General features: G+C 67.7%; 21 protein-coding genes and 1 CRISPR repeat array. Of the genes, 7 read left to right on the top strand and 14 right to left on the bottom strand.

Annotation, left to right across the window (positions count from 1 at the left end; genetic code table 11):
* Positions 1-23: 23 nt before the first annotated feature.
* Positions 24-884 (bottom strand): hypothetical protein, encoded by an 861-nt coding sequence (locus tag ACLQ23_RS26940; RefSeq protein WP_425881326.1) that lies wholly within the window; start codon positions 882-884, stop codon positions 24-26.
* Positions 885-1,320: 436 nt separating this feature from the next.
* Entirely contained in the window at positions 1,321-1,479 is a 159-nt protein-coding gene (locus tag ACLQ23_RS26935) for a hypothetical protein (protein WP_425881325.1), read from the bottom strand.
* 225 nt (positions 1,480-1,704) lie between these two features.
* Between ACLQ23_RS26935 and ACLQ23_RS26930 the strand changes: the two genes are divergently transcribed.
* Positions 1,705-4,848 (top strand): protein kinase domain-containing protein, encoded by a 3,144-nt coding sequence (locus ACLQ23_RS26930; protein ID WP_425881324.1) that lies wholly within the window; start codon positions 1,705-1,707, stop codon positions 4,846-4,848.
* Positions 4,849-5,212: 364 nt separating this feature from the next.
* Here ACLQ23_RS26930 and ACLQ23_RS26925 read toward each other — a convergent pair whose 3' ends face one another.
* The 3 genes from ACLQ23_RS26925 to ACLQ23_RS26915 form a co-directional block, all read right to left on the bottom strand.
* The gene (locus ACLQ23_RS26925; RefSeq protein WP_425881333.1) at positions 5,213-5,869 is read right to left on the bottom strand and encodes an IS3 family transposase; all 657 of its coding nucleotides are present in this window, start codon (positions 5,867-5,869) and stop codon (positions 5,213-5,215) included.
* Between the two features lie 74 nt (positions 5,870-5,943).
* Complete coding sequence (locus ACLQ23_RS26920) at positions 5,944-6,243, bottom strand: transposase (RefSeq protein ID WP_425881323.1); 300 nt, start codon at positions 6,241-6,243, stop codon at positions 5,944-5,946.
* A gap of 340 nt (positions 6,244-6,583) precedes the next feature.
* Positions 6,584-7,516, bottom strand: a complete 933-nt coding sequence (locus tag ACLQ23_RS26915; protein WP_425881322.1) for an isopenicillin N synthase family dioxygenase — start codon at positions 7,514-7,516, stop codon at positions 6,584-6,586.
* 131 nt (positions 7,517-7,647) lie between these two features.
* Here ACLQ23_RS26915 and ACLQ23_RS26910 point away from each other — a divergent pair, with 131 nt between their 5' ends.
* Positions 7,648-8,583 carry a hypothetical protein gene (locus ACLQ23_RS26910; protein WP_425881321.1) on the top strand — a complete coding sequence of 312 codons (936 nt, stop codon included), beginning with the start codon at positions 7,648-7,650 and terminating at the stop codon, positions 8,581-8,583.
* On the opposite strand, the gene ACLQ23_RS26905 is transcribed toward ACLQ23_RS26910, so the two are convergent.
* The 7 genes from ACLQ23_RS26905 to ACLQ23_RS26875 all read right to left on the bottom strand — a co-directional run bounded on the left by ACLQ23_RS26905 (position 8,547) and on the right by ACLQ23_RS26875 (position 17,102).
* Positions 8,547-9,014 (bottom strand): DUF6875 domain-containing protein, encoded by a 468-nt coding sequence (locus ACLQ23_RS26905; protein ID WP_425881332.1) that lies wholly within the window; start codon positions 9,012-9,014, stop codon positions 8,547-8,549. The genes ACLQ23_RS26910 and ACLQ23_RS26905 overlap by 37 nt on opposite strands.
* Positions 9,015-9,121: 107 nt before the next feature.
* Entirely contained in the window at positions 9,122-9,385 is a 264-nt protein-coding gene (locus tag ACLQ23_RS26900) for a hypothetical protein (protein ID WP_425881334.1), read from the bottom strand.
* Entirely contained in the window at positions 9,385-11,592 is a 2,208-nt protein-coding gene (locus ACLQ23_RS26895; protein WP_425881320.1) for a B12-binding domain-containing radical SAM protein, read from the bottom strand. Before ACLQ23_RS26895 ends, ACLQ23_RS26900 begins: the two co-directional genes overlap by 1 nt.
* Before the next feature lie 113 nt (positions 11,593-11,705).
* Positions 11,706-11,840 (bottom strand): hypothetical protein, encoded by a 135-nt coding sequence (locus ACLQ23_RS26890; protein ID WP_425881319.1) that lies wholly within the window; start codon positions 11,838-11,840, stop codon positions 11,706-11,708.
* Positions 11,818-12,072 carry a hypothetical protein gene (locus tag ACLQ23_RS26885; protein ID WP_425881318.1) on the bottom strand — a complete coding sequence of 85 codons (255 nt, stop codon included), beginning with the start codon at positions 12,070-12,072 and terminating at the stop codon, positions 11,818-11,820. The genes ACLQ23_RS26890 and ACLQ23_RS26885 overlap by 23 nt, the downstream gene beginning before the upstream one ends.
* A 372-nt stretch (positions 12,073-12,444) precedes the next feature.
* The gene (locus ACLQ23_RS26880; protein WP_425881317.1) at positions 12,445-13,572 is read right to left on the bottom strand and encodes a hypothetical protein; all 1,128 of its coding nucleotides are present in this window, start codon (positions 13,570-13,572) and stop codon (positions 12,445-12,447) included.
* Positions 13,569-17,102, bottom strand: coding sequence for a hypothetical protein (locus ACLQ23_RS26875; protein WP_425881316.1), 3,534 nt, complete (start codon positions 17,100-17,102; stop codon positions 13,569-13,571). Before ACLQ23_RS26875 ends, ACLQ23_RS26880 begins: the two co-directional genes overlap by 4 nt.
* 687 nt (positions 17,103-17,789) lie before the next feature.
* On the opposite strand from ACLQ23_RS26875, the gene ACLQ23_RS26870 reads away from it, so the two are divergent.
* From ACLQ23_RS26870 to ACLQ23_RS26860, 3 genes are all read left to right on the top strand, one after another.
* Positions 17,790-17,948, top strand: a complete 159-nt coding sequence (locus ACLQ23_RS26870) for a hypothetical protein (RefSeq protein ID WP_425881315.1) — start codon at positions 17,790-17,792, stop codon at positions 17,946-17,948.
* Positions 17,948-18,181 carry a hypothetical protein gene (locus ACLQ23_RS26865; protein WP_425881314.1) on the top strand — a complete coding sequence of 78 codons (234 nt, stop codon included), beginning with the start codon at positions 17,948-17,950 and terminating at the stop codon, positions 18,179-18,181. Before ACLQ23_RS26870 ends, ACLQ23_RS26865 begins: the two co-directional genes overlap by 1 nt.
* 128 nt (positions 18,182-18,309) lie before the next feature.
* Complete coding sequence (locus tag ACLQ23_RS26860; protein ID WP_425881313.1) at positions 18,310-18,561, top strand: hypothetical protein; 252 nt, start codon at positions 18,310-18,312, stop codon at positions 18,559-18,561.
* Between the two features lie 58 nt (positions 18,562-18,619).
* Here ACLQ23_RS26860 and ACLQ23_RS26855 read toward each other — a convergent pair whose 3' ends face one another.
* Together ACLQ23_RS26855 and ACLQ23_RS26850 are read right to left on the bottom strand one after the other, a co-directional pair.
* Entirely contained in the window at positions 18,620-19,297 is a 678-nt protein-coding gene (locus tag ACLQ23_RS26855) for an HNH endonuclease family protein (protein ID WP_425881312.1), read from the bottom strand.
* Positions 19,298-19,485: 188 nt separating this feature from the next.
* The gene (locus tag ACLQ23_RS26850; RefSeq protein ID WP_425881311.1) at positions 19,486-19,773 is read right to left on the bottom strand and encodes a hypothetical protein; all 288 of its coding nucleotides are present in this window, start codon (positions 19,771-19,773) and stop codon (positions 19,486-19,488) included.
* Between the two features lie 899 nt (positions 19,774-20,672).
* Between ACLQ23_RS26850 and ACLQ23_RS26845 the strand changes: the two genes are divergently transcribed.
* Together ACLQ23_RS26845 and ACLQ23_RS26840 are read left to right on the top strand one after the other, a co-directional pair.
* A complete protein-coding gene (locus ACLQ23_RS26845; protein ID WP_425881310.1) occupies positions 20,673-21,071 on the top strand; it encodes a hypothetical protein in 399 nt (132 codons plus the stop codon).
* A gap of 131 nt (positions 21,072-21,202) precedes the next feature.
* Positions 21,203-21,577: an META domain-containing protein gene (locus tag ACLQ23_RS26840; RefSeq protein WP_425881309.1), complete on the top strand. Its 375-nt coding sequence runs from the start codon at positions 21,203-21,205 to the stop codon at positions 21,575-21,577.
* A gap of 364 nt (positions 21,578-21,941) precedes the next feature.
* Positions 21,942-23,233: direct repeats of the CRISPR family, unit length 37 nt; unit sequence GTTGCGATCCTCGCCCGGTCCGGGGACCGGGCGCAGC.
* Positions 23,234-23,274 lie beyond the last annotated feature (41 nt).

Below are 23,274 nucleotides of genomic sequence, written 5' to 3'. Positions count from 1 at the left end.
ACGTGGCAGGCACTTCGCCATATCTACCGACCCGCTGGACATCCAAGATCACGGCTGCCGTGAAAGGCCGAGGCTAGCGGCGTGAGCCGCCGCGGGATGAGCTGCGGTACGGGCGCGATTAGCCGTCCGTCCGACAGCCGCACGAACGGGCGGGAGGTGAGCGGGTTAAATGCATAGCGGTCCAGGTGCGGCAGAGGAGTCCTGACCGACGCTTCGGCGTCCTCGCGCCGGAACTGGTCCATGTCCCAGGCGAATAGGGAGTTGACGACAGCCAGGATCTCCTCGCGCGGCAACTCGGCAAGCAACTCAGCGAAGTTGATCTGATCCAGCCACCCCGGATTAAAGTACCCGTCGTTGATCTCCGCGCCGGTGGCGAGCATCAACACGATGCCGGCGGCGGTGACCATGTCTGCGCCCACCAGTTCGCGCATCGACTCCTTTGAGATGACCTCAAGGGACTTGCGGCAGGAGTAGTCGTCGAAGAACGCGACCGGCCGGGCAAGCTCCGGCAGGCCGCGCTCGTAGTACGGGAACTGCTCGAAGGCAAGCCGCGCCAAAATGGCGAATGCCGAGTTGAGCTCTGGCACATCGAGTTCGGGGGCGACGAGAGTGTTATGCATGTGGCATGCCGTGACCAGGTCACGCTCGCGGGGGACGGCCCGCCGGTGGGCGTTGCCATGCACGATGGCTGCCTTCGCCACAGCAGCCAGCGCCCACGGCGGCGTCGCGCGGAGCGCCCTGTCACCCCGGTTGTCCATACCGAAGTTCCCCGGGAGGCTCAGGGCACGCTGAGCGACCGCGACGAGCATGGCCTCCTGGTTGAAGCGGCGCACGAACGATGTGAACTCGCTGTAGAAGGACTCATGCGGCGCTTTCTTGATCACGATAGAAGCATCACACACTGGAGCAACCCCATAATTCCGTCTACACACAGAAAGCGGCATTGACACGCGTTCCTCCGCGGCGGATCGAAACGGCGGACGGCCGGTCTGTATTGCTACGGTCGGGCCGACCTCTGCGGCAGGTGCAGGGCGCATGGGCCCGGCGGCGACCGACCAGCCGCGGCGTTAGTTCCCAGGACGGCTCAACGTCAGCCGGCTGGACAGCGTGATCCGATCCGTGGTGCGCGCACCCGCACCCGCACCCCACTTCGGCTTCGCGATGGTCGGCTCTGCCGCGGCAAACATGCTCACCTTCATTGAGCTCGCCCGAGGTCGACCGGAGCCACCGGCGCGTTCCGAACCCGACGGCAGGCAGTTCGCCTTGTAGTCTCGGCGATGACGGACTCGACGGCCGGGTGATGTGCGCGCACGAAGGCGGTCAGGACAAGACGGTAACGTCGGCCAGGCCGGGGAAACTGGTGACAATCTCGTGGTCGGGGTGCCGGCGGAAAACTTTGCTGGTGGCCTCGGTGAACTGGTCGCCGCTGCTGTACTCGACGTTGAGCGTGGCCAGTAGCGCGAGAGCCTGGGTTCCCATCGCTGCTTCGGCCATGGGCAGCTGACGCAGTTCCGAGCGGCGCAGGGCTTCGTGCAGATCGGTGGCGAGTTCGTCGATGCAGCGTTGACGCCGCTCTGCTGCTCACCCGACGACCAGCATTAGGCTACGCCTCGACACAGGCCGACGGCTCTGCCTGACATTTGCCGACCAAGCAGGGCAGGCGAGAATGGTGGCCGTCACGGCAACGCGCCACGAGGAGGCTGAGTGAACGGCACCCAACAGGGTGATCTCGAAGGTGCACCTTCTCTGATCGCACGTTATGGCAAGCTCGTAAGCGACGACCATAGCGAAAGCGAACGCGAAACCCTCCTGCAGGGAATCCTCTCCGACCTCCTGACGCAGGCGGGCTTCCATTCCCGGCCGCGACAGCTCCTTGGGACGATCCCGACGCTAGGCCTTCGCCGCGGTGATGCGAAGGTGCAACTCGGGCTGGCCTGGCGAGATGCACCGTTGACCGCGCGAAACGTAGCCGCGTGGCAGCAGGCTGCATCAGGCAATAAGGACATACAGGGTGCGCTGCTTTCCCTGTCAGGATTTGACGCTGATGCCGCCTCAGGCTTGAGTTCCGATGGACGGACTGTGGTCCTGCTGGATCGTCAGCATGCTGAGGCTGCCCTCTGCGGCCTGATGACGATCGACGAGCTGATTGCGGAGGCAGGTGATCGAGCCGCCTTCGACAATGTCGCGTTCACTCCGCTGACTGAGCTGCTGGTGCGACCGTATACCCGGGAGCCCGCCCCGCTCCTTTCCCACACTCGCAGACCGATGCCCTGGAAACTCGATATCCAGACCGCCGCAGGGGTATCGCTTCAGCATCTCCTCAGCGCCGAAGCCGGATGGGATGAGATCACGGGTTTCGCCGTTCACGGGCCCTCGATGTTGCTCACCACAGACCAAGGCGTCATCGAGGTCGACAGGTTGCGAGGCACCGCCCACTGGCGCCTCTCGCTAGCAGGCTGCTCCGGCAACGTGCTCACGTTGGCTGATGACGAGTTCCTGGTCCAGCGCGGCGCCGCCGTCATCCGGTGGAAGGACGGCGTCATCGCCCCCGTCGCCGGAGATCTCAACGATGCTCGGATGCTGCTGCGAGGTCCGGGAGGCCAGCCATGGGCACTATGCGGGAACGGTGCCGATCTGGCTGGGACAACGCTGGGCCTGGTCCAGCTGGGCGATGAAGTCGGCGCTCAGCAGCGCTACTCGATCTCCTTCAACGCGGACGTACTCAGCGCAGTATGGCTTGGAGAACTGCGGTTCCTCCTGGCCGCGGAGGGCCACAGCGCAGTACTGGACCTGGGCCGCACCACTATGGTTCGGCGCGAAGACTGGTTCGTGTCGCCCCCTAGCCCTCGATTCCTGGTCGCCAACGGCCAGGAGGTCATCACCGCAGGCACCGACCGCAGCGGGACACGTGGCTTCGTCCACCGAGTTGACACCACCCGCGGAACCACCGATTTGATCGCGGAGGTCCAGCTTAACCGGATCCAGGGTATGGCCCTGACGGCACAAGGCCGGTTGCTCCTGGTCGGGGATGTGCGGGGCAACAACCAGCTGCCGCACCCCGTGATCATCCAAGCTAGCCTTCCCGCCGCGATCCTGACCACGCCAGATGCGGACCGGACTGCAACACCCGACGACCAGGCGGCAGCGCCTCCATATCGGGCCGTCCGTGCTGCGGCTCGCGGCGTACGGAAGGACTACGCGCTAAAGGGCCAGCCACTCAAGTCCGGCGGGCAGGCGCATGTCTTCCTGGGCACGCACAAGTCCACCGGCGTCCCCATCGCGCTCAAGAAGCTTCGCATGATGGGTGTAGATCAGCGGGCACGCCTACGCAGGGAAGTCGACGTGGCCGGCATGTTCGGCTCGAACAAGCATGTGATGCCCGTCCTGGACTTCTGTCCCGCCTACGAGTGGTTCATCATGCCGTTGGCCACGCACTCGGCCGAGGACGTGGCCGCCGACCTGCGCGACGAGGGCGCGCTGCGAAAGCTAATCACCGCCATCTGTGAGGGACTGCGGGAGGCCCATCAGATCGGATGGACACATCGTGACCTGAAACCGGCCAACATCCTCTGGCTCGACGAACGGTGGGTCGTCGCCGATTGGGGCTTAGGGAGGCGTCCGCGCGGCAGAACCACCGCACCAGGACTCACCAGGACCGGAGGGTTGTTCGGGAGCGAAGGCTACGCTGCTCCCGAGCTGTACACGGATGCACACGGGGCCGGGCCGCAGGCCGACATCTATAGCATCGGCCAAATTATCGGCTGGGCACTCCTGCAGACTGAGCCCCGGGCCAACGTACCGCACCTTCCGCCGGAAGGTCCGTGGCGAACAGTGGTAGAGACCTCGACGCACATTGACCCGCAGCTGCGACCAAACTCCGTGGACGAGCTCCTCGCGATCATCGCAGCCGAACTCGACTCGCCGACCGCCGACGCCGGCCAGGATCAGCACCAACACGAGAGAGGAGACGGGCCTGATAGTGATGAAACGACCGATCAGATAGAAGCGGGCCCGAGGACCCTCCCCGAACCAAAGCCTGCCGAGCAAGAACTCGAATCCTCTACCGAGCTGCCGCCGAGAACTACGCCAGGCGGACAGGGCACTACAGCGCTCCTGCCCGATGCGCGTGCCAGCGCAGCCGCGGGTTCAGAGATCGCTTTGCCTGGACCAGGCGAGTGGACGGCGATTGCTGAGCAGCTTTCGCGAAGCCAAATTTTGTTGGATAAGAGAGAGCGTGAGAGTGCGCTTGCTGAACGCCGTGAACTCGTCGAACGGACGGATGAGCTGATTGCTTCGGGCATTAAGGCGCGCGCCGCGAGCACTGCCGAGGAACTCACTGCAGCGGCTGCTGGATTTCTCGAAGCCAGTGTGGGCACCGTCAGCAAAGACCTCGCCGACATTATGGCTGTTGGGACAGTCATACAGCATTTCGACGGCCTCGAAGGCAACAGCGGTCCCTTGAGGTGCCACTACGCGACACTCAGAGTTCTGGCTCACGATGAATCGCCTGGCGTAGGACTTATGGCGTTTCTCCGTCACGACGACAAGGGCGCGCTCTGGTTCTACCGCGTTCCCGTGCTGACGCCACAAGGCGGCGGTCGCTACATCTTCGCCGCCACCATGTCAAACTTTGCCCTCCAATATGGACCCGTGCCCCTCGGGGAATCCGCTCATAATACCGTCGAGGCGCTTGCGGGTGAGACAGGGGACATCGCGCTCAGATTGTTTGCCCGGGCGATGACAGTATTACGACATGACGGACGGCTCGATGACCCGGTGAACTGGCATGAGCGAATTCTAGACACCCGAGCGTCTGCGCCCGTTGAGGTTACGTCCATGCTTGATTGAGGGTGGCTCGGTAGCCTCTGCCCGTTGCGAGCTTGGCTCGGCATCCAAGTGCGAGCGATGGTCGTCACCGGCGAGGCTCCTCCGTAGCTCGGAGGCTCTGGGCCACGCCGTGCAGGCCGGTCAGGTGAATGCCTAGACCCCAAACTCCTTTTCACTCCTCCTGCAAGTACGGGCTACCATGACTGCGGCGTCACTGCCCAGGCAGCCCCTTCAGGGGAACGAGAAGACTTGAACTTAGGAGGACCTCATGTCGAGCCTCGTTCAGGGCTTGTCATTGCTTGTCAAGAACTCATGTTACCGTCCGCAACCATCCCGACCATGTCATTGATAACCAGAAATGGGAACTGATCTTCACAGACACAAATCAAGCAGTAGTCGCTGCTTGGCACTGGTCGTCAACGGCAGGCGGGGGTTTTCGGAGGGTAACGGGGATAGGACGACAGGACAACGCGGGGACCCAGCGTCGCCCTGCTCCCCCACCGCCGGGACGTTTCGTCATCAGAAGGCAGCGTGCGCCGGCCCGTCGCGACGAACCTACGCGCGGGCAATGGGTTCGTGTCGGTGGGGCCGCCGCGAGGGTAAACCACCCCCATTTGTCGGCTCCGCCTGAAAACTGACCCCGTGGTTCCTGGAACCCACCCGGAACAGAGGGGTCAAAGTTCAGCCGGCGTTGACAGGTGCGAATCTCGGTCATGTCACCACACCAGGCCACATCCGGCGCTGGCGCGGTGAACACCCGCTTGACCAGGTCCGGTGCGGCCGGACGCTTACCTTGGCGGGTCAGCCCGCGCCGACGGCGCTTGACCCTAGCGACCAAGCCCAGCTCGGCCATGAGCTGCGCGATCGTGTTGTCGGAGACCTGCCAGCCGGACTCGCGCAGCTCGATGCCGATGCGAGGGCTGCCGTAGGTGCCGCCCGAGTCGTGGAACACTTTCCTGATCGCGCTCGTCAGCCGGACACGCCGGTCATCGCGGCGCGTTGGCGGCCGGTCACGCCACTTGTAGAACCACGACTCAGACACCCCCAACGCCCGGCAGGCCAGCGCGTGCGGCACGTCATGCTCGGTCCTCTGGGAAGCGACGAACCCGGCCACGCTCACCGGCCCGTCGCCTCCTTGACCCACCCGACCACGGATCGCTTGAGGACATCACGCTCCATCGCCAGCTCGGCATTCTCCCGCCGCGACCGCGCCGGCTCCGCCCGCTCGTCCTCGGCCAGCTGCCCGGCAGCGGCCTCACCGCGAGTCTCGCGGTCCCGCTTCACCCAGTTGGCCAGGGTTCCGCTGTTGATCCCCAGGTCGCGGGCGACCTGAGCGATTGACTTGCCCGTCTCGCGCACGATGCGCACCGCGCCCGCCCGGAACTCCGGATCGAACTGGCGTCTCGTCTCAGCCATGAACCTCTATCCCTCAAGCTCTGGCCTCCACGCTACGAGGGGAAGGGCAGCCACCGGTCGACGCTATCAATCACCTCGGATGCCGGGTGTCCCCGCGCGGCGTCGGCCGATGGCAGGAGACTCAGCGCGATCAGACCTGCACCCACAACGTCACTGGGGCCGACCCCATCGCCGGCGACCTCCATCAATCCCTCGACCGCATCCGCCAAGGCCACAGTGCACTAACTTGGCCCACTCGGGTCCGACGAGCCCTAATACCGCAGCGACACCCGCTGCCCCCGGCGCAATCAGCCCGTCGGGGCAGCCCTGCACGTCGCCGCCCCAGTGAGCGCCCGACCGGTCAGGGGTGCGCGTCGCGACCGGCGTCCCGCAGATAGCGAAAGACCTCCGTGGTGCGCGCCATCAGGTGTTCACCGGCGCGCACCGGCCGGTAGTGGGGCCCGGCCGGCCCGACGAACCGGTCCAGGGGGGCCACGACGACGTCCCGGTCGAGGCTGAAGAAGTACGGGAAGGCGAACCGCCGTTCGGTCACCCAGCCGACCCGGTGCCGGGCGGCGGGGAGCCCCCCGTTGGTGATGATCTCCAGCAGATCGCCCGTCGTGACGACGAGCGAGTCGGGTCGGGGCGGCACCCGGACCCAGGACCCGTCGGGCCGTTCGACCTCGAGCCCGGGCCCGGTCGCGGCGAGCAGCGTGAAACATTCGAAGTCCCGGTGGACACCGACCCCCTGGCGGGGCACCGGGCTGCCCGGATAGTGCAGCAGTCGCAGCTGGTTCGGTGGGTCCGTCGCGCGGTCCAGCAGGTAGGTGGCGGGTTGGCCGAGCGTCCGGGCGAAGACCAACGCAAGCGTACGCGCCACGGCCTCCATGCGGCGGCGCCAACGCCCGGCCTCGGCCCGGAACCCCGGGGTGTCCGGCCAGCCCTCGTCGGGACGGTCCGACCCATCGGCGAGGAGTTGCGACAGCCCGGTGTCGAACCCTTCCTTGAGATCGGGTACCTCGTCCGCCTGGCCCTCCTCCCCGGTCGGAAGGTAGCCACGGTGGAACGCGGAACGGGCGATGTGGAACCGCATCTTCTCCTCGATCGGGCGGGCGAAGAACGCGGCTGCTGCCGCCACCACTGGAGCGGGATTTAGGTCGCAGACGAGCGGCCCGGTCAGGTAGAAGTAGCCCTCGTCGTTGATCATCGCCCAGACCCGGGACGCCGCCGCGTCGAGCACGTCGAGGTCGTCCGGCGCGACGACACCCAGGGTCAGGGTCGGCAACCTCGCCACCGGCGCACCTCCCGTCCGCGATAACATCGTCTGTCGCCAGCCGCCCCGGACCGGGCGGCGGGAGCGGAGTGGGGCGCACAGGTGCCAGCCGGCGATGCGGGGGCACACCCGGCGAGCGGTACGGATGTCGTATGGGGATCACAGCGAGCCGGGACGGGGTGCACGAGGCCCTCGTCCTGCCGCACGAGCACGTTCTCTCCCGCTTCCGCGCCGCCGACGCCGCGACCGTGCGGCCGTTCCTGCGCGCCGAGTTGACCCGCGTCGCCGCAGCCGGCGTGACCGACATCGTCGATCTCACCGCGTACGTCAACCCGGTCAGCTACCTGCCGCTGCTCGGCGACACGCCGGTGCGGATCCATGCCTGCGTCGGGTACTACCTGGCGCACGCCGTCCGCGCGGACCTGCACTCCCGGTCCGCCGACGACCTGGCCGCCCTCCTGGTACGACGGTACCGACGACAGTGCGGGAAGGTCAGCACGGTGGCCATCAAGGTCGCCGCCCGCCACGGCGAGCTGACGCCGTTGGAGCAACGGACGTTCACGGCGGCGGCGCTGGCGCACCACGCAACCGGCCTGCCGATCGTCACGCACTCGCCGCACGGCGGCCAGGCTCACCTGAACCACCTGGTGCGCCATGGTGTCCACCCCGAGATGGTGCTGGTGAGTCACCCGGAGATGGGGTTGAAGGGCCGGTTCAAGCGCCCCTACGACGAGGTTCTCACCACCATCCGCCGCCTGCTCGACGCCGGTGCGGCCGTCTGCGTCACCGACGTCACGCCGCTGGGCAGTTCCGCCGACGACAGCCGCCTGGCGCTGGTGCTCGACCTGATCGACCGGGGGCACGCCGACCGTCTCACCGTCTCCGGCGACGTGTCGTGGGCGGTCCGTGGTGGCCGGGTCTCCTTCCAGGGACCGGCGGCGGCGCAGCGCCGCGGTTTCGAGCTGGGGCTCGACGCCCTGGGCAAGCTCCGCCGGAAGGGGGTCGACGAGGCCGATCTCCGGCGCATCTTCACCGTCAATCCGCGTCGTCACTACCGGCTGCCCGGGGCCGGCGGCGCGCCGAAATAGCCCGCGAACGCGGCCATCGCGTCGGGCTCGTCGACGAACGAGAGCCAGTCCGACCGCAGCAACCGGCGCATGACGACCAGGGGAGCCGGGGAGCGCATCGTGGCCACGGTCGGGACGACCCGGCTGCGCCGCTGCCGGTACGGGTGGAAACATCCGATCATGACCCCCCGGGCGACGCAGGCAGCCCGTACGGACTCGAAGGCCGGTTCTAGTACGGACCGGTAGGCGTACGGTGGCAGCCCCACGAGCAGCCACAGCACGGCGGTGCGGTACTCGTCGCCGCCCGCGATGATCCGCTGTGCGACGTCGAGGGCCGAGCGCAGGTCCGCGGCGAGCCGGTCGGTCGGTGGGGTCCCCTCCGGGCACCCGCACGGGATGGCGCCCCAGTGGAGGCCGGCCGCGGACAGCAGGGCGGGCAGGGCCGGGCAGATCGGTCCCGGCCGGTCGAGCAGCGGGTGAGGCGACGCGACATCGTCGATCCACGATGCGACATCGGCCGGCAGCGGGTGGCCGGTGGAGTGTCGCGACGCCTCCGGGCCTACCAGCCGCCGCCTCCACCGCCGCCACCACCGCCACCACCGCCGCCACCACCGCCACCCCCTCCGCCGCCACCGCCCCCGCCACCACGCATGCTGATGGCGTAGCGCTGGACCCGGCTCCAACCCTCGTCGTTGGTGGAGTCACCCGGGGTTGGGGCGCCGACGATGCGGATCCGGGTGGTGCTCGTCGGGGCAGACGTCTCCTCGTCCGGCTCCGCCGTGGGTGCGGGTGACGAGCGGCCGCGAAGGATCTGAAGCGCCACTACGATCTCCTTCCTATCTCCACCGAGATCCGGCGGTCGCCGCCGGACGGCCGTCGGGTGTGCGCCTCGGTCGGCAGGTCACGCCACCGACGCGGCGCCTGCGCGAACGTCGCCGGCCGTGCCGTGCCCGGCTCGGCGTCGACCAGCGCGCCGACCGACCCGAGCGAGTCGAAGAGCGGTTCGAGCTCGGTGACGTCGACCTTCAGCGCGTCCGCCGCGCGGTCGATGGTGTGCGGCTCCCACAGCAGACGGACGAGGTCGGCAGTGAACTCGTCGCACTCGAAGGATTGGTGCGTCGACCAGACGTAGCACGAGTAGTGCCGATCGGGGTCGAAGCGGCCCTTGCGGAACGGGCCCATGGCCACCAGGTCCGCAGCCGTCACGACCGGCCCCCCGGCGTCGAGGACGAGACGTCGCTCGCGCCACCGACCCGCCGCGGCCCGCTGGGCCTTCCACACGACCGTCGCCCGGGACGTCTCCGTCAGCCGGTAGAAGATGTAGGGCTCGATCCGCGCGGACGCCGGCATCCACGGGTAGAGGACCCGACGCATGACGTCGTTGCGCTCGCGATCCAGGTCGTCGTAGCGGAACGGGGCCTCCGCGCAGTCCCAGTCGATCAGGTTGCCCAGGAAGTACTTCGTCGGCACCGGCCACCGGAGCGTGGTCACGCCGAACGACTCGTACTGCTCGAAGAGCTTGCTGGCGACGTCGAAGCCGAGGACGTTGATGTTGAACGTCACGCTCGGATAGGTCGCGACCAACCGTTCGAGGAACGCGTAGGTCTCGCCGCGCTCCTCGGTCGTCTCACCGGGGTAGCCGATGATGGTTGGGAAGTGGACCGACACCCCGGCCTCGTGGAAACGCCGCACCAGGGTCTCGATCAGATCCAGCGACCAGCCGTCAGGATACTTTCCCATGGAGGCGAGGACGCGGGGATTCGCCGACTCGAGACCGAGCCGGATCTCCCGCAGGCCGGACTTCCCGAGAAGCTGGCAGATCTCGTCGGAGAAGTTCCGGTCGATCTTGCTGCGCGTCTCCCACAGCAACGGTGACCCGAGACTGATCAGCTCCTGCGCCAGGATGCCAAGGTTCGGCGGGGGAATCGCCTCGTCGACCGACCACAGGTGCGTCGCACCCTCGTCGCGCAGTCGGACCATCATCCGGGCCCGCTCCGCCTCCTGCGCGAAGCTGTTGCGCGGCAGGGTGTTGTAGCGCTGGTTGATCGCACAGAAGTTGCAGTTGTTCCAGTAACACTGCGCCGCCGGCCACAGCCGCGTCTCCGCCACCGCCGACGGGGGCGTGACCAGGTCCGCGTACTCGTCGCGCCGCCGACCGACCCGGAGGTCTGCCTCCATGTCACGGCCGGCGACGACGTAGCCGGTCTGGTGGATCTCGCCGTCCTGGACGTACATCAGGTTCGGTACCGACTCCAGCGGATCGTTCGCCTCCAACGCCTCCCGCAGCAGGCGTGGCGTGTTGTCGAAGTCGTCGAGCACGATGCTGTCCACGACACTGAACAGCAGGCCGTTGGTACGCAGGTACTTGGTGATCTTGTTGAGTGAGTAGTACTCGCTGGAGTGACCCACGACCGAGACGTGGCACCGCGGATTGATCTGCTTGATCCGCATCGCCATCGCCACGGTGGAGAGCTTCAGCCGGCCGACGATCCAGGCGACGTCCGGCACCGCCGCCTCGATGGCCGGGAACGCCCACTCCCGCAGGAACGGCAGGTAGGGATTCCGGGCCGGGTTCAGTGCGGAACGGATCAGCTCCAGCGACGAGATCTCGTTGGCAACGTAACCTTCCTGCAGGGACAGCTCGTGCGGGGCGCTGACCACGGCCGAGTGGACCTCGCAGTAGATCTGCAGGGCCTCCAGCGCGCGGAACGCGTTGCGGGGCCCCGCCCCGAGGTCGACCAGCCGCCGTGGCGCGCTCGTCACCTCCTCGACGAAGACCTCCGGATCCGCCAAAATCGCCTCGAACGCGGCTGGGTGCTCGACGCCCGGGTGCAGCCACCCGTCGAGGCCGGCGACCGCATCCCGGATCGTCTCGGGCGAGAGCAGCCGTCGCCACCAGAGGTTGTTGAGGCCCCGCAAGCCGTGGACATCACCCGCCTCCGGTGGCGCCGCGTCGCGAAGCGCGACGTAGTCGACGTCGTGGCACTCGTCGTAGAGACCAGTGATCGGGTGCAGAAAAAGCTGTCGCATGCGGCCTCCCTGATGCGGAGATTGTGGCAGCCGGGCTTCGGGTCGAGGTGACACCGTCCGGATCGCGACAGAACAATCTTCACGACCATCCGAGCGGGACGGTCACGGCGGGGTCAGAGCCAGCCGTCGTGCCGGGCGGTGTGGAAGGCCTCCGCCCGGTTCGTCACCCCGAGCTCGTTGACCGCAGCCGACAGGTGGTTGCGGACCGTGCCGCCGGACAGGTGGTTACGCCGGGTCACCTCGGCCACCGGAGTGTCGTACTCGGCCAGTCGGAGCACGTCCAGTTCGCGCGGGGGTGAGCGGGCACTCCGGTGCGGTGAGCGCGTCGGCGGCCAGCGCCGCGTCGACGTACCGGCCGCTGGCGTGCCCGCGGCGGTCGCCGTCGGCGAGGGTGCCGCCGGGAGCACCCATGGGCAGGAAACCCTTGGCGTCGGCGGCTAGCGCGCGTTGCACGTGCGGCGGCAGGCCGTGCCCGGTCAACGGGTACCCCCGTTACCTCCCGAAAACCCTTATTATGGGTCGACTATCTGTGACTGACGTTCATAGGTCGGCGGGGGTGTCTGGGCAGGCCAGCCATGGTCGTTAACGATTGATGACAGGCTTGCGGTAGTGACTTTCGGTGAGCGTAGGTTGTCGACTCTTGTCATCGTTACGCAGTGGTCGAGGGCGACGACTCGACGGGCATCGGCCCTGCCAATCCCGGTCGCCCACCCGTAGTCACTCAGGTTCGAGCCCTCAGTCAGGACGTGGCACGGAGCCAATGCCATCGCGAGCCGCGCGGTCGGTGAGTGGACGGGATGACGATCCAGCACGGGCCGCACGATGTCGCTGTCGCCGGCCCAGAGGCGAACATCACCGAAAAATATCAGCGAAGGCGTATGCCATTGCGAGCGCTTGCTGATCACCAGCGGCGGCGAAGGTTTGCAGGAGATGCCGGAAGGCCTCGACGCCGTGGCTGTCCTCCAGGATCAAGGCGCGTTGTTCGGTGAGCAGGCGCGTCAGGTAGTCGGCTGCCAGTCGGCCAGCCTGCGGGTCGTAGGTGTAGGAGCTTTTCGCGGGTATGGCGTCGGCGACCGCTCGCAGTGCCCGGCTCTCGTCGAGTCCGGCGAGGTACACCAGGGTTTCCACGGCATGATGGATAGTCTGCGCTTCGCGGAGTTTTGTGCAGGTCAACAGGACCGGAAAGGCGAGTGCCGCGAAGTCTTTCAGCATAATCAGCGGCACGGTTTCGTGGCCCTGTGAGTGTTCGAAGGCGTCGCTTGCGAGGTAGATCTGCTGACTAATCTCATGAGCCACCTCCACTGCGCCGCGCAGCTGAGCGAGTTGCTCGGGTGTCAGGTCAGCATCGTTGAGGTGTTCGGTTGGGTCTGCGGTCCAGCGTGCTAGACAGGATTGTGCGGCGAGGTCGAGCAGCCGGAAGGCCATCTTTTGCTCGGCTTTGCCGTGTGATTTCAGGTAGTCGCGGCTGTGTCGGACGACTGCTGCGGCGGTGGTCGGATGGTGCGGTGCTTGTTCGCACCAGCGGTGGATGGTACGCACCGCGAACGGGGTCTGCGGCACGCAGGCTAGGTAGGTCAGCAAAGCCATGGTGGCCGTGCCGAGGTCGTCGCTGACGTCGTCCAATAAGCCGGTTTCGGTCTCGAGTAGCAGTTCGAGGATGGTATCGACGGCTGAGGCGCCGTCGTGGAGGGCTGCGCCGAGCTGGTTGATTAGTTCGACGCGAACGGCACGGTTTGTTTCGGTGAGTGCTCTTCGCCCGATCGTGGCGGCGAGTTCAGCTGCACTAGAGCCGGCGTGTAGGGCGCTGATCCTGCGGGCCGCATGCAGGCGTACGAGCGGGCTGTCGTCGTCGAGGGCCGCAGTGACGGCCGCGGTGATATCTGGGCCTGCGCTGCTGTTACGCCATTCGGGCCGTTGGAGCAGGGCGCCGAGACCTACGATGCCGCTGTCGCGCATGCCGGGGCTCCAGGAGATGTTCATTGGTGAAGTTCCCCGGCCTCGGGGCTGGTTGCGGCGTCGGTCAGGATCGCTAGGACACGTTGGCCGATCGTGGTGGTGGGCTGTACCTGCGAGTTATAGGCTAGGGTTTGCGCCGCCCGTACGAGGAGCAGCCGCAGTTCGGCCGGGAGCGGTTGCACCGCGGTCAGCTCGGTGTCGGCGTCGATAAACAGTCGGGGAAGCTGCAGTACGGCGGCTGCCCGGTCTTGCTGGTTGGCGCCCAATGCCGTGTCTAGGGTCTCGTCCAAGACCCTGACCGCCGCCGCAGCAGCCGCGGAGGCAAGGGTGACACCGCGGTCGCCGAGTCTGTCGATGATCGACCAGGTCCCAAAGGTGGCGGTCGGGCGTGGCGGTGGTGCGGCCGTAGGTGGCCCGTCGGGGCCGAGTTCGGTGAGGCGGGCGATCAGGGTGGCTGAGGTGATCAGCTCGGGTCGTAGACATCCGATCAGGGCATCTTTGACCTGATACGGGCAAGCGTTGGTGTCGGCGAGGGTGTAGGCATTCAGGACCGCTGTCTCGAGTCGGCCGGCCAGCGTGGGGTCGTCGTGGGCGAGCGCGCTGAGCAGCTTGGCCGCAGCCGCGTGAGTGTCGGGATGGGCCAATAGTGCTCCGGAGTCCAGGGCGGGCAACAGCGCACGGGCCAAGTCGGCGGCGCTATCGGTGACGGGCATCAGCGCTGCCCATGCAGACGTGTTGTGCAGCCGTTCGACCAGTGCGGCGACCGCCAGCTGCGCCACGGTTCGGTCGGCCTCGGCCAGTGCGGCCGACAACGCGGCCGCGGCGGTGGTGCCGACATCACGGCTGTGCACGGTGATTTCTCTGCCCCAGCCCAGCCACCCATTGGCGCCCGGCATCGTCAGTGGCCAGTCGTTGCGGTCGGCGGATCGGGTGTCACCTGCCACCATCTGGCAAAAGATTTCGGCGCCCAGCAGCAGGTCCATGGCGCACAACTGGGGGAAGGCTTGGCCGAGCCGGTAGTTGCTGTGGGAGGCCTGGTCACGGCGTGACATGTTGAGTGACAGTAGTGGGCCGCTACCGAGGGCCACCTGCTCATCGCGGGTTTCCTTGAACGTCAAGACGGTCAGGGCGATCCGCTGGGCCAGGTCACGATCGACGGGAGCCACGGCGACGACACAGTCGGCCAACCAGTTCAAGACAGTGCCTCCCCAGACGGCCAACGTGTCCGGCTCGTCGAGGACGGCGGTCACAGCGGTCCGCACGTCGGCGCTGTGGGCGATCGCTGGAGGCAGCTGCCGGGCAATGTAACCGGCCAACTGTTCGCGTGGCTGCGGATTGGCACGACAGATGTCCAGCAATGCCGCGATCGCTTTCCCCCGTTGATGGGCACCGGGCTGTCCACCGATCAGCGGGGTGCGGTCCTGCAGTGCACCGATCAGGTTGGCGGCCAGGCCGGCATCGTGATCTGACGCATCCTGCTTCGCAGTGAGGCGAACCGCCAGCATGGACAGAGCCTTGACCGCCGGCGACGCGTCGGCCAGCACCGCTGTAGTGCGCAGCGCACCGATGAGCTGCCCGATGAACTCCTGCCGCGCCGACGTTCCTGCACGATCGTCCGCCACCTCCGATGGTGCGAGTGCGGCGAGGTCGTCGGATGCCTCGACCAGGCGCAGCAGCCGGGCGGCGAACGCGAGTGAGGCTAACACGTGCGCCGATCCCGTGACTCGCAGGCACAGTGGCCAGAACTCGCCGGTGTCGCGGCGTTCCCACAGGAGTTCGACCAGCATTTCGAAGCTGGGCCGGAGTACCAGCGGCAGAGATGGATCCGCGTCGAGCAGCGCCAGCAAGCGGGTGGGATCGACCGGGTCGTCAAGCACGTAACGCGCGGCGGCGTAGTCGAACAGGATGTTGTGGGCGAACGCGAGTACGCGCCGGCTTGCCGTGCGTACGCCGGCGTCCGTCGACAGCACGTTCGCGCTGAGCATGGCCTGCACCGCGTTGCTGTCGGCGGCGGTAACAGCGGGCTCCGCCTCGACGATACGCAACCTGCGGTCCGTGACCATCTGCCTGCTAATCCGGGCAAGCAGCGCCTCGCGCGCGGTGCGGTCGGTGTCGAGCACCCGCCACTCCCACAAGGCCGACAGGAGGTCGACGCGGCTCCGCGCTGCCCGTAGCCGCGCTGGCTGGCCGACGGCGAGGTGCTCGGCAAGCCGAGCGGCGATCGCCAGGTTGAACGGGTTGCGCAGCAACGTGTGTAGTTCAGCGGGCGCATCCGCGAGCAGCGACGCCAGCGGCAGCGGCGTGACAGCAGCGGCCAGTTCGCCGTCGGTGAGGTCGCTAACCAGTAGGTGCCGTACGCAGTCCAGCCGTGGATCGGCCGCTGTCGGCGTTGCCGAGACCGGGGTGCCGGGAAACGCCGCTCTTAGCTGCTGGTTGTTGCGCGCGTCGAATGTTCGCACCGTGGCGGCTACTTGCCAGCGTGAGCCGCGCAGGCCGGTCACGAGGGCGCCAAGCATGTCGCGGTCCTCGGACACACGGAGTGCATCAACGCCGTCGATCAGTAGCAGTGCTGCCGGTCCCGTCCAGGCGCGCAGCACCACCGGCAGCGGCGCGCTCAGCACGATCCGGTTGACGCCGGCTAGGTCGGTGGCCCGCACCACGATCACGTCCTGCCCCGCGGATCGCAGCACGGCGAACTCCTGCGCCGCGGCCGATTTACCGGCGCCTGGGTCTCCGATGATCAGCACGTTGTCGTTTCCGGCGGCATCGAGCTGGGCACCGATACCCCGGGGTATGCGGATTCCACCCGCCACCGGCAAGACCGCCTCCGCCTGCATGACTTGCAGGTTGAACGCGGACACTTCCATCAGTGTGGCGATGTCCGCGGCATGGCGAGTCGGCGGTGACAGCACGATGTCGTGCCGCGACAGAGCAACGGCGAGTGCTGCCCGGTCACGCCAGCCACGGGCTATCGCGGCGGCCTGGCCCTCGGCAACCAGCACCAGCCATGCTTCGCGGGCCTTGGCTTCGCTCGGCAGGACCGTCGACAGCGCGGCTATCGCACTCAATTGATCGGCCCGGCCGTCCTCCGCGTCGAGGATTAGCACCCGTACCGCCCGCAGAAAACGGCGCAACTGCTCATCGTCCGGCTCGGGCTGCCCCCTAGCCGTCCAGAATCGGCGCACATGGGCCAGGGCGATAGCGAGAGCATCTCGCTCTTTCTGGGTCAACTCGTGACCCAGCTCGGTGCCGGGTGGCTGAGAACTGGTGCGCGTCAACGCCTTAGCTAGATCCACACGTACCGTTGCCGGGGCCCCGGGATCCGTACACAGCACCAGCATGTCGCGGTCGGGGTCTAGCTCCCGGTCAGCGGCGCCGAGCACTGGGAATCGGCCCAGCAGATACTGCTTGACAGCCTGTTCCAGAGCCTCAGCCAACGGCCCCTCCAAGGCCTCGCTGAGCGTCAACCCGCCTTTGGCTTGAAACAGGATGTAGTTGTCTACGTCGGTGCGTGCCGCAACGTCATCGACGTGGTGGCCCGTCTGTGCCCCCACCTGAACGACTACACCGGACACAGCGTTCGGCATGAGCAGCGGCCGCTGCACCGCAGCCGCAGTCGCGACCCACGCGAATACCCGGTTCTGCAGCTCTACGCCGAACGCCCCACCGGCGCCGCCTGCGGAAGCGGCCGATGTCACACGGCGGCCACGAGGCTTCCCGACTGCACCCTCGCCAGACGCCTCTGCTGAGTGCCCGGATTTCGGCACGGATCCTGATCCTTCCCGAGTCCTGTGCTATACGGGTACCGTCGGCACCCGGCACGGGCTCTGTAGGAGCGCAACGCTGCAGCTCAGATTATCGGCAGCGGCAGGATCCGTCTTTCTGGCCCCATCGGCCGAAACGAGGGCTCCCGCAGCACTGTCACGACCTCCGACGTACGGCCGTTTGCGGCCATGGTCGCTGCTGCGCCGATCTTATGGGGCCTTCAGGCCGTGTCGGGTCGTTAAGTCGGCGGACCTAGCCGCCGGTTGTGTCGGCGCCGCCTGGCTCGACGGCCAGCCCAACCGGGCCGCCCAGCTGGCCCGACGGCTGACGCACAATTTGGGTCACGTCCGGCTATCGGCAGGGACCTGAGTTGTCCACAGCTGATGCGATCAGGCATTGATCGGCTGGACCACTACTGCTGAAGTACCTGCGCGGGGATGACGCCATGTCCCCTCCAACGGCGAAGGAGCGCAGCCATGACCCGGGGGGAACGCAGCCGATCACGGCGTACGGACAGGCCGACACCACTGGAGCACCTCGCCGGTGTCACCGGTCTCCTCGGCGCGACGGCCGCCTGCATCGCCGCCGTCGGCGGGCTGCTGACAGCCGCCGCCACATTGGCGGTGAGTCGCTGATGCCCGCTGTCGAGGTATGGCTGCTCGGCGGACCTGCCGACGGCCGCATCACCCACATTGAGGTTGACGACGACGGGTCCCTTCCGAAGGCCATCGTCCTGCCGCAGAGCGGCGCCTACTTCGGTGCCCGAGATCATCCCAGCCAGCCGGTGCAGCACCGCTACCTGCGCTGCGCCGGCGAGGTCGACCCGCCGACCTTCCAGTACGACGGCCCTCTCCCGCAGGACCAGTGACATCGGCATGGGCTGCCGACCGGCCGAAAGCCAAAGCGGCCCGTGTTCCGACCAGGGAACGACACCACCAGCCCGGCCACATCGCTACCCAACATCATCCGTTGATCGAACGCTTGTACGATTCGCTGGTGGAGGATGTGGCGGCGCGCTGGTGGAACGGGATCTGGGGGCGCCTGGGCCGCCGAGATGTGTGGCTCGTCCGCGAGGTCCGGTGGAAGGTCACCGCCCGAGCCGGCGACAGCGAGACCGGCCGGGTGCTGCGGTGGGAGTTCGACACCGAGGACGAGGCGCTCGCCATGGTTAAGCGTCTGCTCGCCGCCGACGCGGGCGGCCAGTGGCGCAAGCAGTCCGGCGATAGCCAGCCGCCACAGCAGGCATAGCGTTCGACCTGCGGTCCGCAGCCCTTGCGGGGCTGCGGACCGCAGGCCAAGGTCGAGGTCAGGAGCTGCAGGTGTTGAGCATGCTTTGCAGGGCGGATTTCTCCGACGACTGCAGGGTCAGGCCCCAGTTGTACTTCACGGTGATCCACATTTTGCTGTAGGTGCACCGGTACGACGACAGCGGCGGCTGCCAGGTGGAGGGGTCCTGGTCACCCTTGGACTGGTTGACGTTGTCGGTCACTGCGATCAGCTGTGGGCGGGTGAGGTCGTTGGCGAAGCTCTGCCGGCGGCTGGTCGTCCACGAGTTGGCGCCGGAGCGCCACGCCTCGGCAAGCGGCACGACGTGGTCGATGTCGACGTCGGAGGCCGCCGTCCAGGTCGCCCCGTCGTACGGGCTGTACCAGCGGCCCGAGGTGGCCGCGCAGGAGCTGTTGACGACGACGGAGGTGCCGTCGCGCTTGAGGACCTGCTCGCGGGTGTTGCAGCTACCGCTGATGGTGATCCAGTGTGGGAACAGGTCACGGGAGTAGCCGCTGGTCGAGCCTTGCGCCGCCACGGTCAGGGCGCTGAGTTGCGACTGGGCCGTCGCCTTCGACGGGATCCCGGGAGGTGCCGCCGACGCGGGCTGCGCGCTGACGCCGACCAGGCCGGTGCCGGCTGCCAGCGCGGCGAGGACGACTGCAACGGCGTGGCGCGTGGCGCGTGGAAAACGGGCAGAGACTGGGGTTACCCGCATGGGGGCCTCCTCGACACGGGGTGGACGGCAACCGTCCCTGAGGATCATGTCCATCGAAGGCCATGTTTGTGAAGAGGCAAGGACGCAGTCGCAAAACTTTGAGGACCGACACTTCGTTGGGTTCCCCGGCGCATGGTCGAGCGGGATGCGGCCGACGGCGATGTCGGGGCGGGGAAGCAGATGCCTGGTCAGCACATCGTCCAGTCCTCGACGGCAAGGACCAGTTCTTCAGCGCGGGCGGTTGAGATGTTGTGTCGTTTAGCGACATCTGCCAGCACCGTTTCCTCGCTGACCTCGACGTTGTCCTCTGTCGCTTGGTTGAACTCGTTGTTAAGCCCGTATGCCTGCTCGGACGGGACCTGGCACTTGCCGGGTTGCGTCAGCTTGTCGCGGACGACGGCCTCGTGGAGCCGGTAGCTCTGCCGGAGGCGGCGTCTCCTGTGGCAGCGTCCGCCCAGCGCCCCTCGGGTGCCCATTCGAACGCCGCGTAGCTGGGCAACACCTCACGTCGGTCGTACGTGATCACGACCGACAGCGCCTGCCATCCCTGCCCTCGATGGTTCTCCACAATGCGCGTCGCGACGTCGGTGACCTGCTGAACGCTGACGGGGTAGACGCGGAGTTCCACCCGGAGGGCTAGACGGCGAGTGCCGGATCCGGAGCTGACGTCCCGGCGCTCAAAGATGTCGTAGGCGGGCAGCGGTTGCTCCGGCGTCGCTGGGCGAGTCATCGCTGCGGGTGGCGTGGTAGGCGGGGTAGGCAGAGCGGTGGTGCGAGCCGGCTCAGGCGTGCGGGTACTCGGTGATGGTGTTCGTTGGGCGGAAGAGGCTGGAGCGGGTGGAGACGGTGACGCCTCGCCGAGAAGTAGACCGACAGCGGCAAGAGCGCCTCCGCCGATGCAACACATGAAGAGCCCACCGATAACTGCCACCGACAGAACGATCCCGACCTTCACACCTGTTCCCGGAGGAGCAGCCGGGGCCGCGGACTGCACCGGTGGTCGCCCTGCGGGCGGCGATGCGTCGGTTCCAGGCGGCTGAGCGGACGGATCTCGCGGATCGGGTGTCTGCTGCACGGCAGCTCCAATGAGAGGCGTACCAGCAATTGTCGGTACCGTCGCGGCCGCTTACGCTCCGCCGAGCCGTGGAACTGTCAGCCCGCTGAACGACTCACTGGTCGTCGATACATCCGCCGCGGCAGTAGCCGCACCGTCGTCATTCGAGGGGCGGCCCGTGCGGCGGGTCGCGTGTCCGACGAGATCGTGCGCGCATCCATCGCTCCTACCAGCCGTTGACCGAAGAGGCGCAACTGTCGTTCGCCGAGTGCCGTCCAGCTCCGGCGCCGACGGTGCCTGGAGGAGCCGGGAGACCGCAGGATGAGAAGCCACAAGGCGCATCAGGGCCGCCTCGCCACGTTGGTAGTGATGGGCGTGCTGCTCAGCGGATGCGCGAGGCAGGGCCAGCCGGAGGCAGCAGACCCAAAGCCGCCGGTCACCGGCACCACGGTGGCAGCGATGCCGCTGGCGCCGGAGATGCTGATCGGCTCCTGGACGCTCGTTGACGTTGCCGACCCCGGCGCGGGCACGATCCTGCGCCTCGCAGACACTGAACTGCACCTGATCGGCAGCCACTGCGGCACCTTGGGCGTGTCCTGGCGGGCCAACGATGAAGGTGTTTCCTCGCCGACGTCTGGTCGGCTTCCACGGCCGTCGTCGAAAGCACGCCTGGCTGCGGGCAGGCTAGCCAGGAGACACCTGGGTGGCTGCGGAGCGTAACCGCCTACCAATTCGACGGCGCGGGGTTGCCCGTACTCCTGGACGGACGAGGGCAAGCAGTCGCCCGGCTGATTCCCGGGGCGACACCTACCCCCGAGCCCGACAAGGCCGACTCCGTGCTGGAGCCGCCGATGGTCACCGACGAAGCGCGACGGGCCCGGGCACCAGCCGTCGCACTACCGGCGACGCTCGTTCCCGCAGACCAGCGCCAGCCGATAGGCCGTTGGGCGCCCAAGAGCGGACACAAGGCGGCCTACCTGGAGTTCACGGCCGACGGTGAGTGGCACGGATCCGACGGCTGCAACGACCAAAGCGGTCGGTGGATCACCGCCGCCGACGGCACCCTGCTCGCCACCGCAAGAGCAGCCACGCTGGCGTTCTGCGCCGACAGCGTGCCGATCGAACAATGGGTCACGACAGCCAGACGAGCCGGTCTCGACGGCAAGGCCCTCGTGCTTCTCAACGCCCACGGCGACGAGACAGGCCGGCTATCCCCCACAAACTGAACGCCGTCCTGCAACGGCCGTTGCCACGGCTTCGGGGGTCGCTTGCCATAGCGCAGGACGAGGGTGGCTGCCCGACCACGGTGGCGCAGCGTGGGCAGCTGTGTAGCTTGGCACCGCGCCGCCGTCGCACTACGCCGACCCGCAGGACGTGCTACCTCGGGCCGAGACACCATGTACCGGGCCGAGCAGGTGGGCCAGCAGGGGCGGGCGGCTCTACGCCTCGGAGGCCCAGCCGAGCCACTCGGGATCGTGACTCCAGGGACGCGCGGGTGAGGTCGTACATCGAGATCACGGCCTACTCATGGTTTGGACGACAACAGCCCCTTACCGAACGTACACGCAGATCGCGACCACCCTGCCGGATGTTGTGATGCTCGCCCAGTCCGAGAATCGGGCGCAGCCGTCTCCACCGCCCACAAGAGCAAGGTCCGGGAGTGGTTGCGATTCTCGCCCGGTCCGAAGACCGGGCGCAGCGTCGGATCGCCCAGGCCTCCGCCTCCGCCATGGTGTCGTTGCGATCCTCGCCCGGTCCGAAGACCGGGCGCAGCCACCCGCACACAGAGCGTCAGTCGTCAGCGGCGTAGGTGTTGCGATCCTCGCCCGGTCCGAAGACCGGGCGCAGCCACCCGCACACAGAGCGTCAGTCGTCAGCGGCGTAGGTGTTGCGATCCTCGCCCGGTCCGGAGACCGGGCGCAGCCAGGACCCGGTGGTCGGTGACGTGCTGGCCAGCATCGTTGCGATCCTCGCCCGGTCCGGGGACCGGGCGCAGCGGCTGTGACCAGGGTTTCCACTGCATGCGGTTGCCGTTGCGATCCTCGCCCGGTCCGGGGACCGGGCGCAGCCCCCCCTGCTTCGTGAGAGCTGACATTCCCAAGGACCAGTTGCGATCCTCGCCCGGTCCGGGGACCGGGCGCAGCCCGCCCGTTACGTCGGCTACCCGCGACCGGACATCCAGGTTGCGATCCTCGCCCGGTCCGGGGACCGGGCGCAGCGGTAGGTACCGCCGGCGGCGGGCTGCTCCAGGTGCTGTTGCGATCCTCGCCCGGTCCGGGGACCGGGCGCAGCACGAGGGTCGCGGCTGGAACGCCGTTGGCGCCCACGCGGTTGCGATCCTCGCCCGGTCCGGGGACCGGGCGCAGCCAGGTGTCCCGGCTTCCACCGCGGCGACGCAGACCGGGGTTGCGATCCTCGCCCGGTCCGGGGACCGGGCGCAGCTGTACGGTCCGGAGGTTGACCGGGCGTGCGGGGTGGCGTTGCGATCCTCGCCCGGTCCGGGGACCGGGCGCAGCTCTTCCGCGGCCACGTCGACGGCTGCCATGAGCTCGCGTTGCGATCCTCGCCCGGTCCGGGGACCGGGCGCAGCGAGATGTCCGGCGAGGTGCGCGAGGGCGACGACATCGTTGCGATCCTCGCCCGGTCCGGGGACCGGGCGCAGCTCGAGCAGCGCCATCAGCCGGGGGTGTGCGTCGAAGTTGCGATCCTCGCCCGGTCCGGGGACCGGGCGCAGCGGCCTTGGCCTGGGCTTTGGTGGCGGGTGCGAAGGTGTTGCGATCCTCGCCCGGTCCGGGGACCGGGCGCAGCGACCGCCGTCCGCGAGCGGGTCGGCATGAACAAGTCCGTTGCGATCCTCGCCCGGTCCGGGGACCGGGCGCAGCCGGCGGCCTCGGCCGCGCAGCTGGCCCGGGGGCCGCTGTTG

The organism is Micromonospora sp. DT41 (genome assembly GCF_049841715.1).
Taxonomy (GTDB): Bacteria; Actinomycetota; Actinomycetes; order Mycobacteriales; family Micromonosporaceae; genus Micromonospora; species Micromonospora profundi.
This window is presented reverse-complemented; position numbering and strand designations above follow the sequence as displayed.

Bases quoted from the DNA above. Each gene is read 5' to 3' on its own strand.
- ACLQ23_RS26935 (WP_425881325.1), bottom strand. From the start codon at position 1,479: ATGGGAACCCAGGCTCTCGCGCTACTGGCCACGCTCAACGTCGAGTAC.
- ACLQ23_RS26920 (WP_425881323.1), bottom strand. From the start codon at position 6,243: ATGGCTGAGACGAGACGCCAGTTCGATCCGGAGTTCCGGGCGGGCGCG.
- ACLQ23_RS26910 (WP_425881321.1), top strand. From the start codon at position 7,648: ATGGGGATCACAGCGAGCCGGGACGGGGTGCACGAGGCCCTCGTCCTG.
- ACLQ23_RS26895 (WP_425881320.1), bottom strand. From the start codon at position 11,592: ATGCGACAGCTTTTTCTGCACCCGATCACTGGTCTCTACGACGAGTGC.
- ACLQ23_RS26880 (WP_425881317.1), bottom strand. From the start codon at position 13,572: ATGAACATCTCCTGGAGCCCCGGCATGCGCGACAGCGGCATCGTAGGT.
- ACLQ23_RS26870 (WP_425881315.1), top strand. From the start codon at position 17,790: ATGACCCGGGGGGAACGCAGCCGATCACGGCGTACGGACAGGCCGACA.
- ACLQ23_RS26865 (WP_425881314.1), top strand. From the start codon at position 17,948: ATGCCCGCTGTCGAGGTATGGCTGCTCGGCGGACCTGCCGACGGCCGC.
- ACLQ23_RS26855 (WP_425881312.1), bottom strand. From the start codon at position 19,297: ATGCGGGTAACCCCAGTCTCTGCCCGTTTTCCACGCGCCACGCGCCAC.
- ACLQ23_RS26850 (WP_425881311.1), bottom strand. From the start codon at position 19,773: ATGGGCACCCGAGGGGCGCTGGGCGGACGCTGCCACAGGAGACGCCGC.
- ACLQ23_RS26845 (WP_425881310.1), top strand. From the start codon at position 20,673: ATGAGAAGCCACAAGGCGCATCAGGGCCGCCTCGCCACGTTGGTAGTG.
- ACLQ23_RS26840 (WP_425881309.1), top strand. From the start codon at position 21,203: ATGGTCACCGACGAAGCGCGACGGGCCCGGGCACCAGCCGTCGCACTA.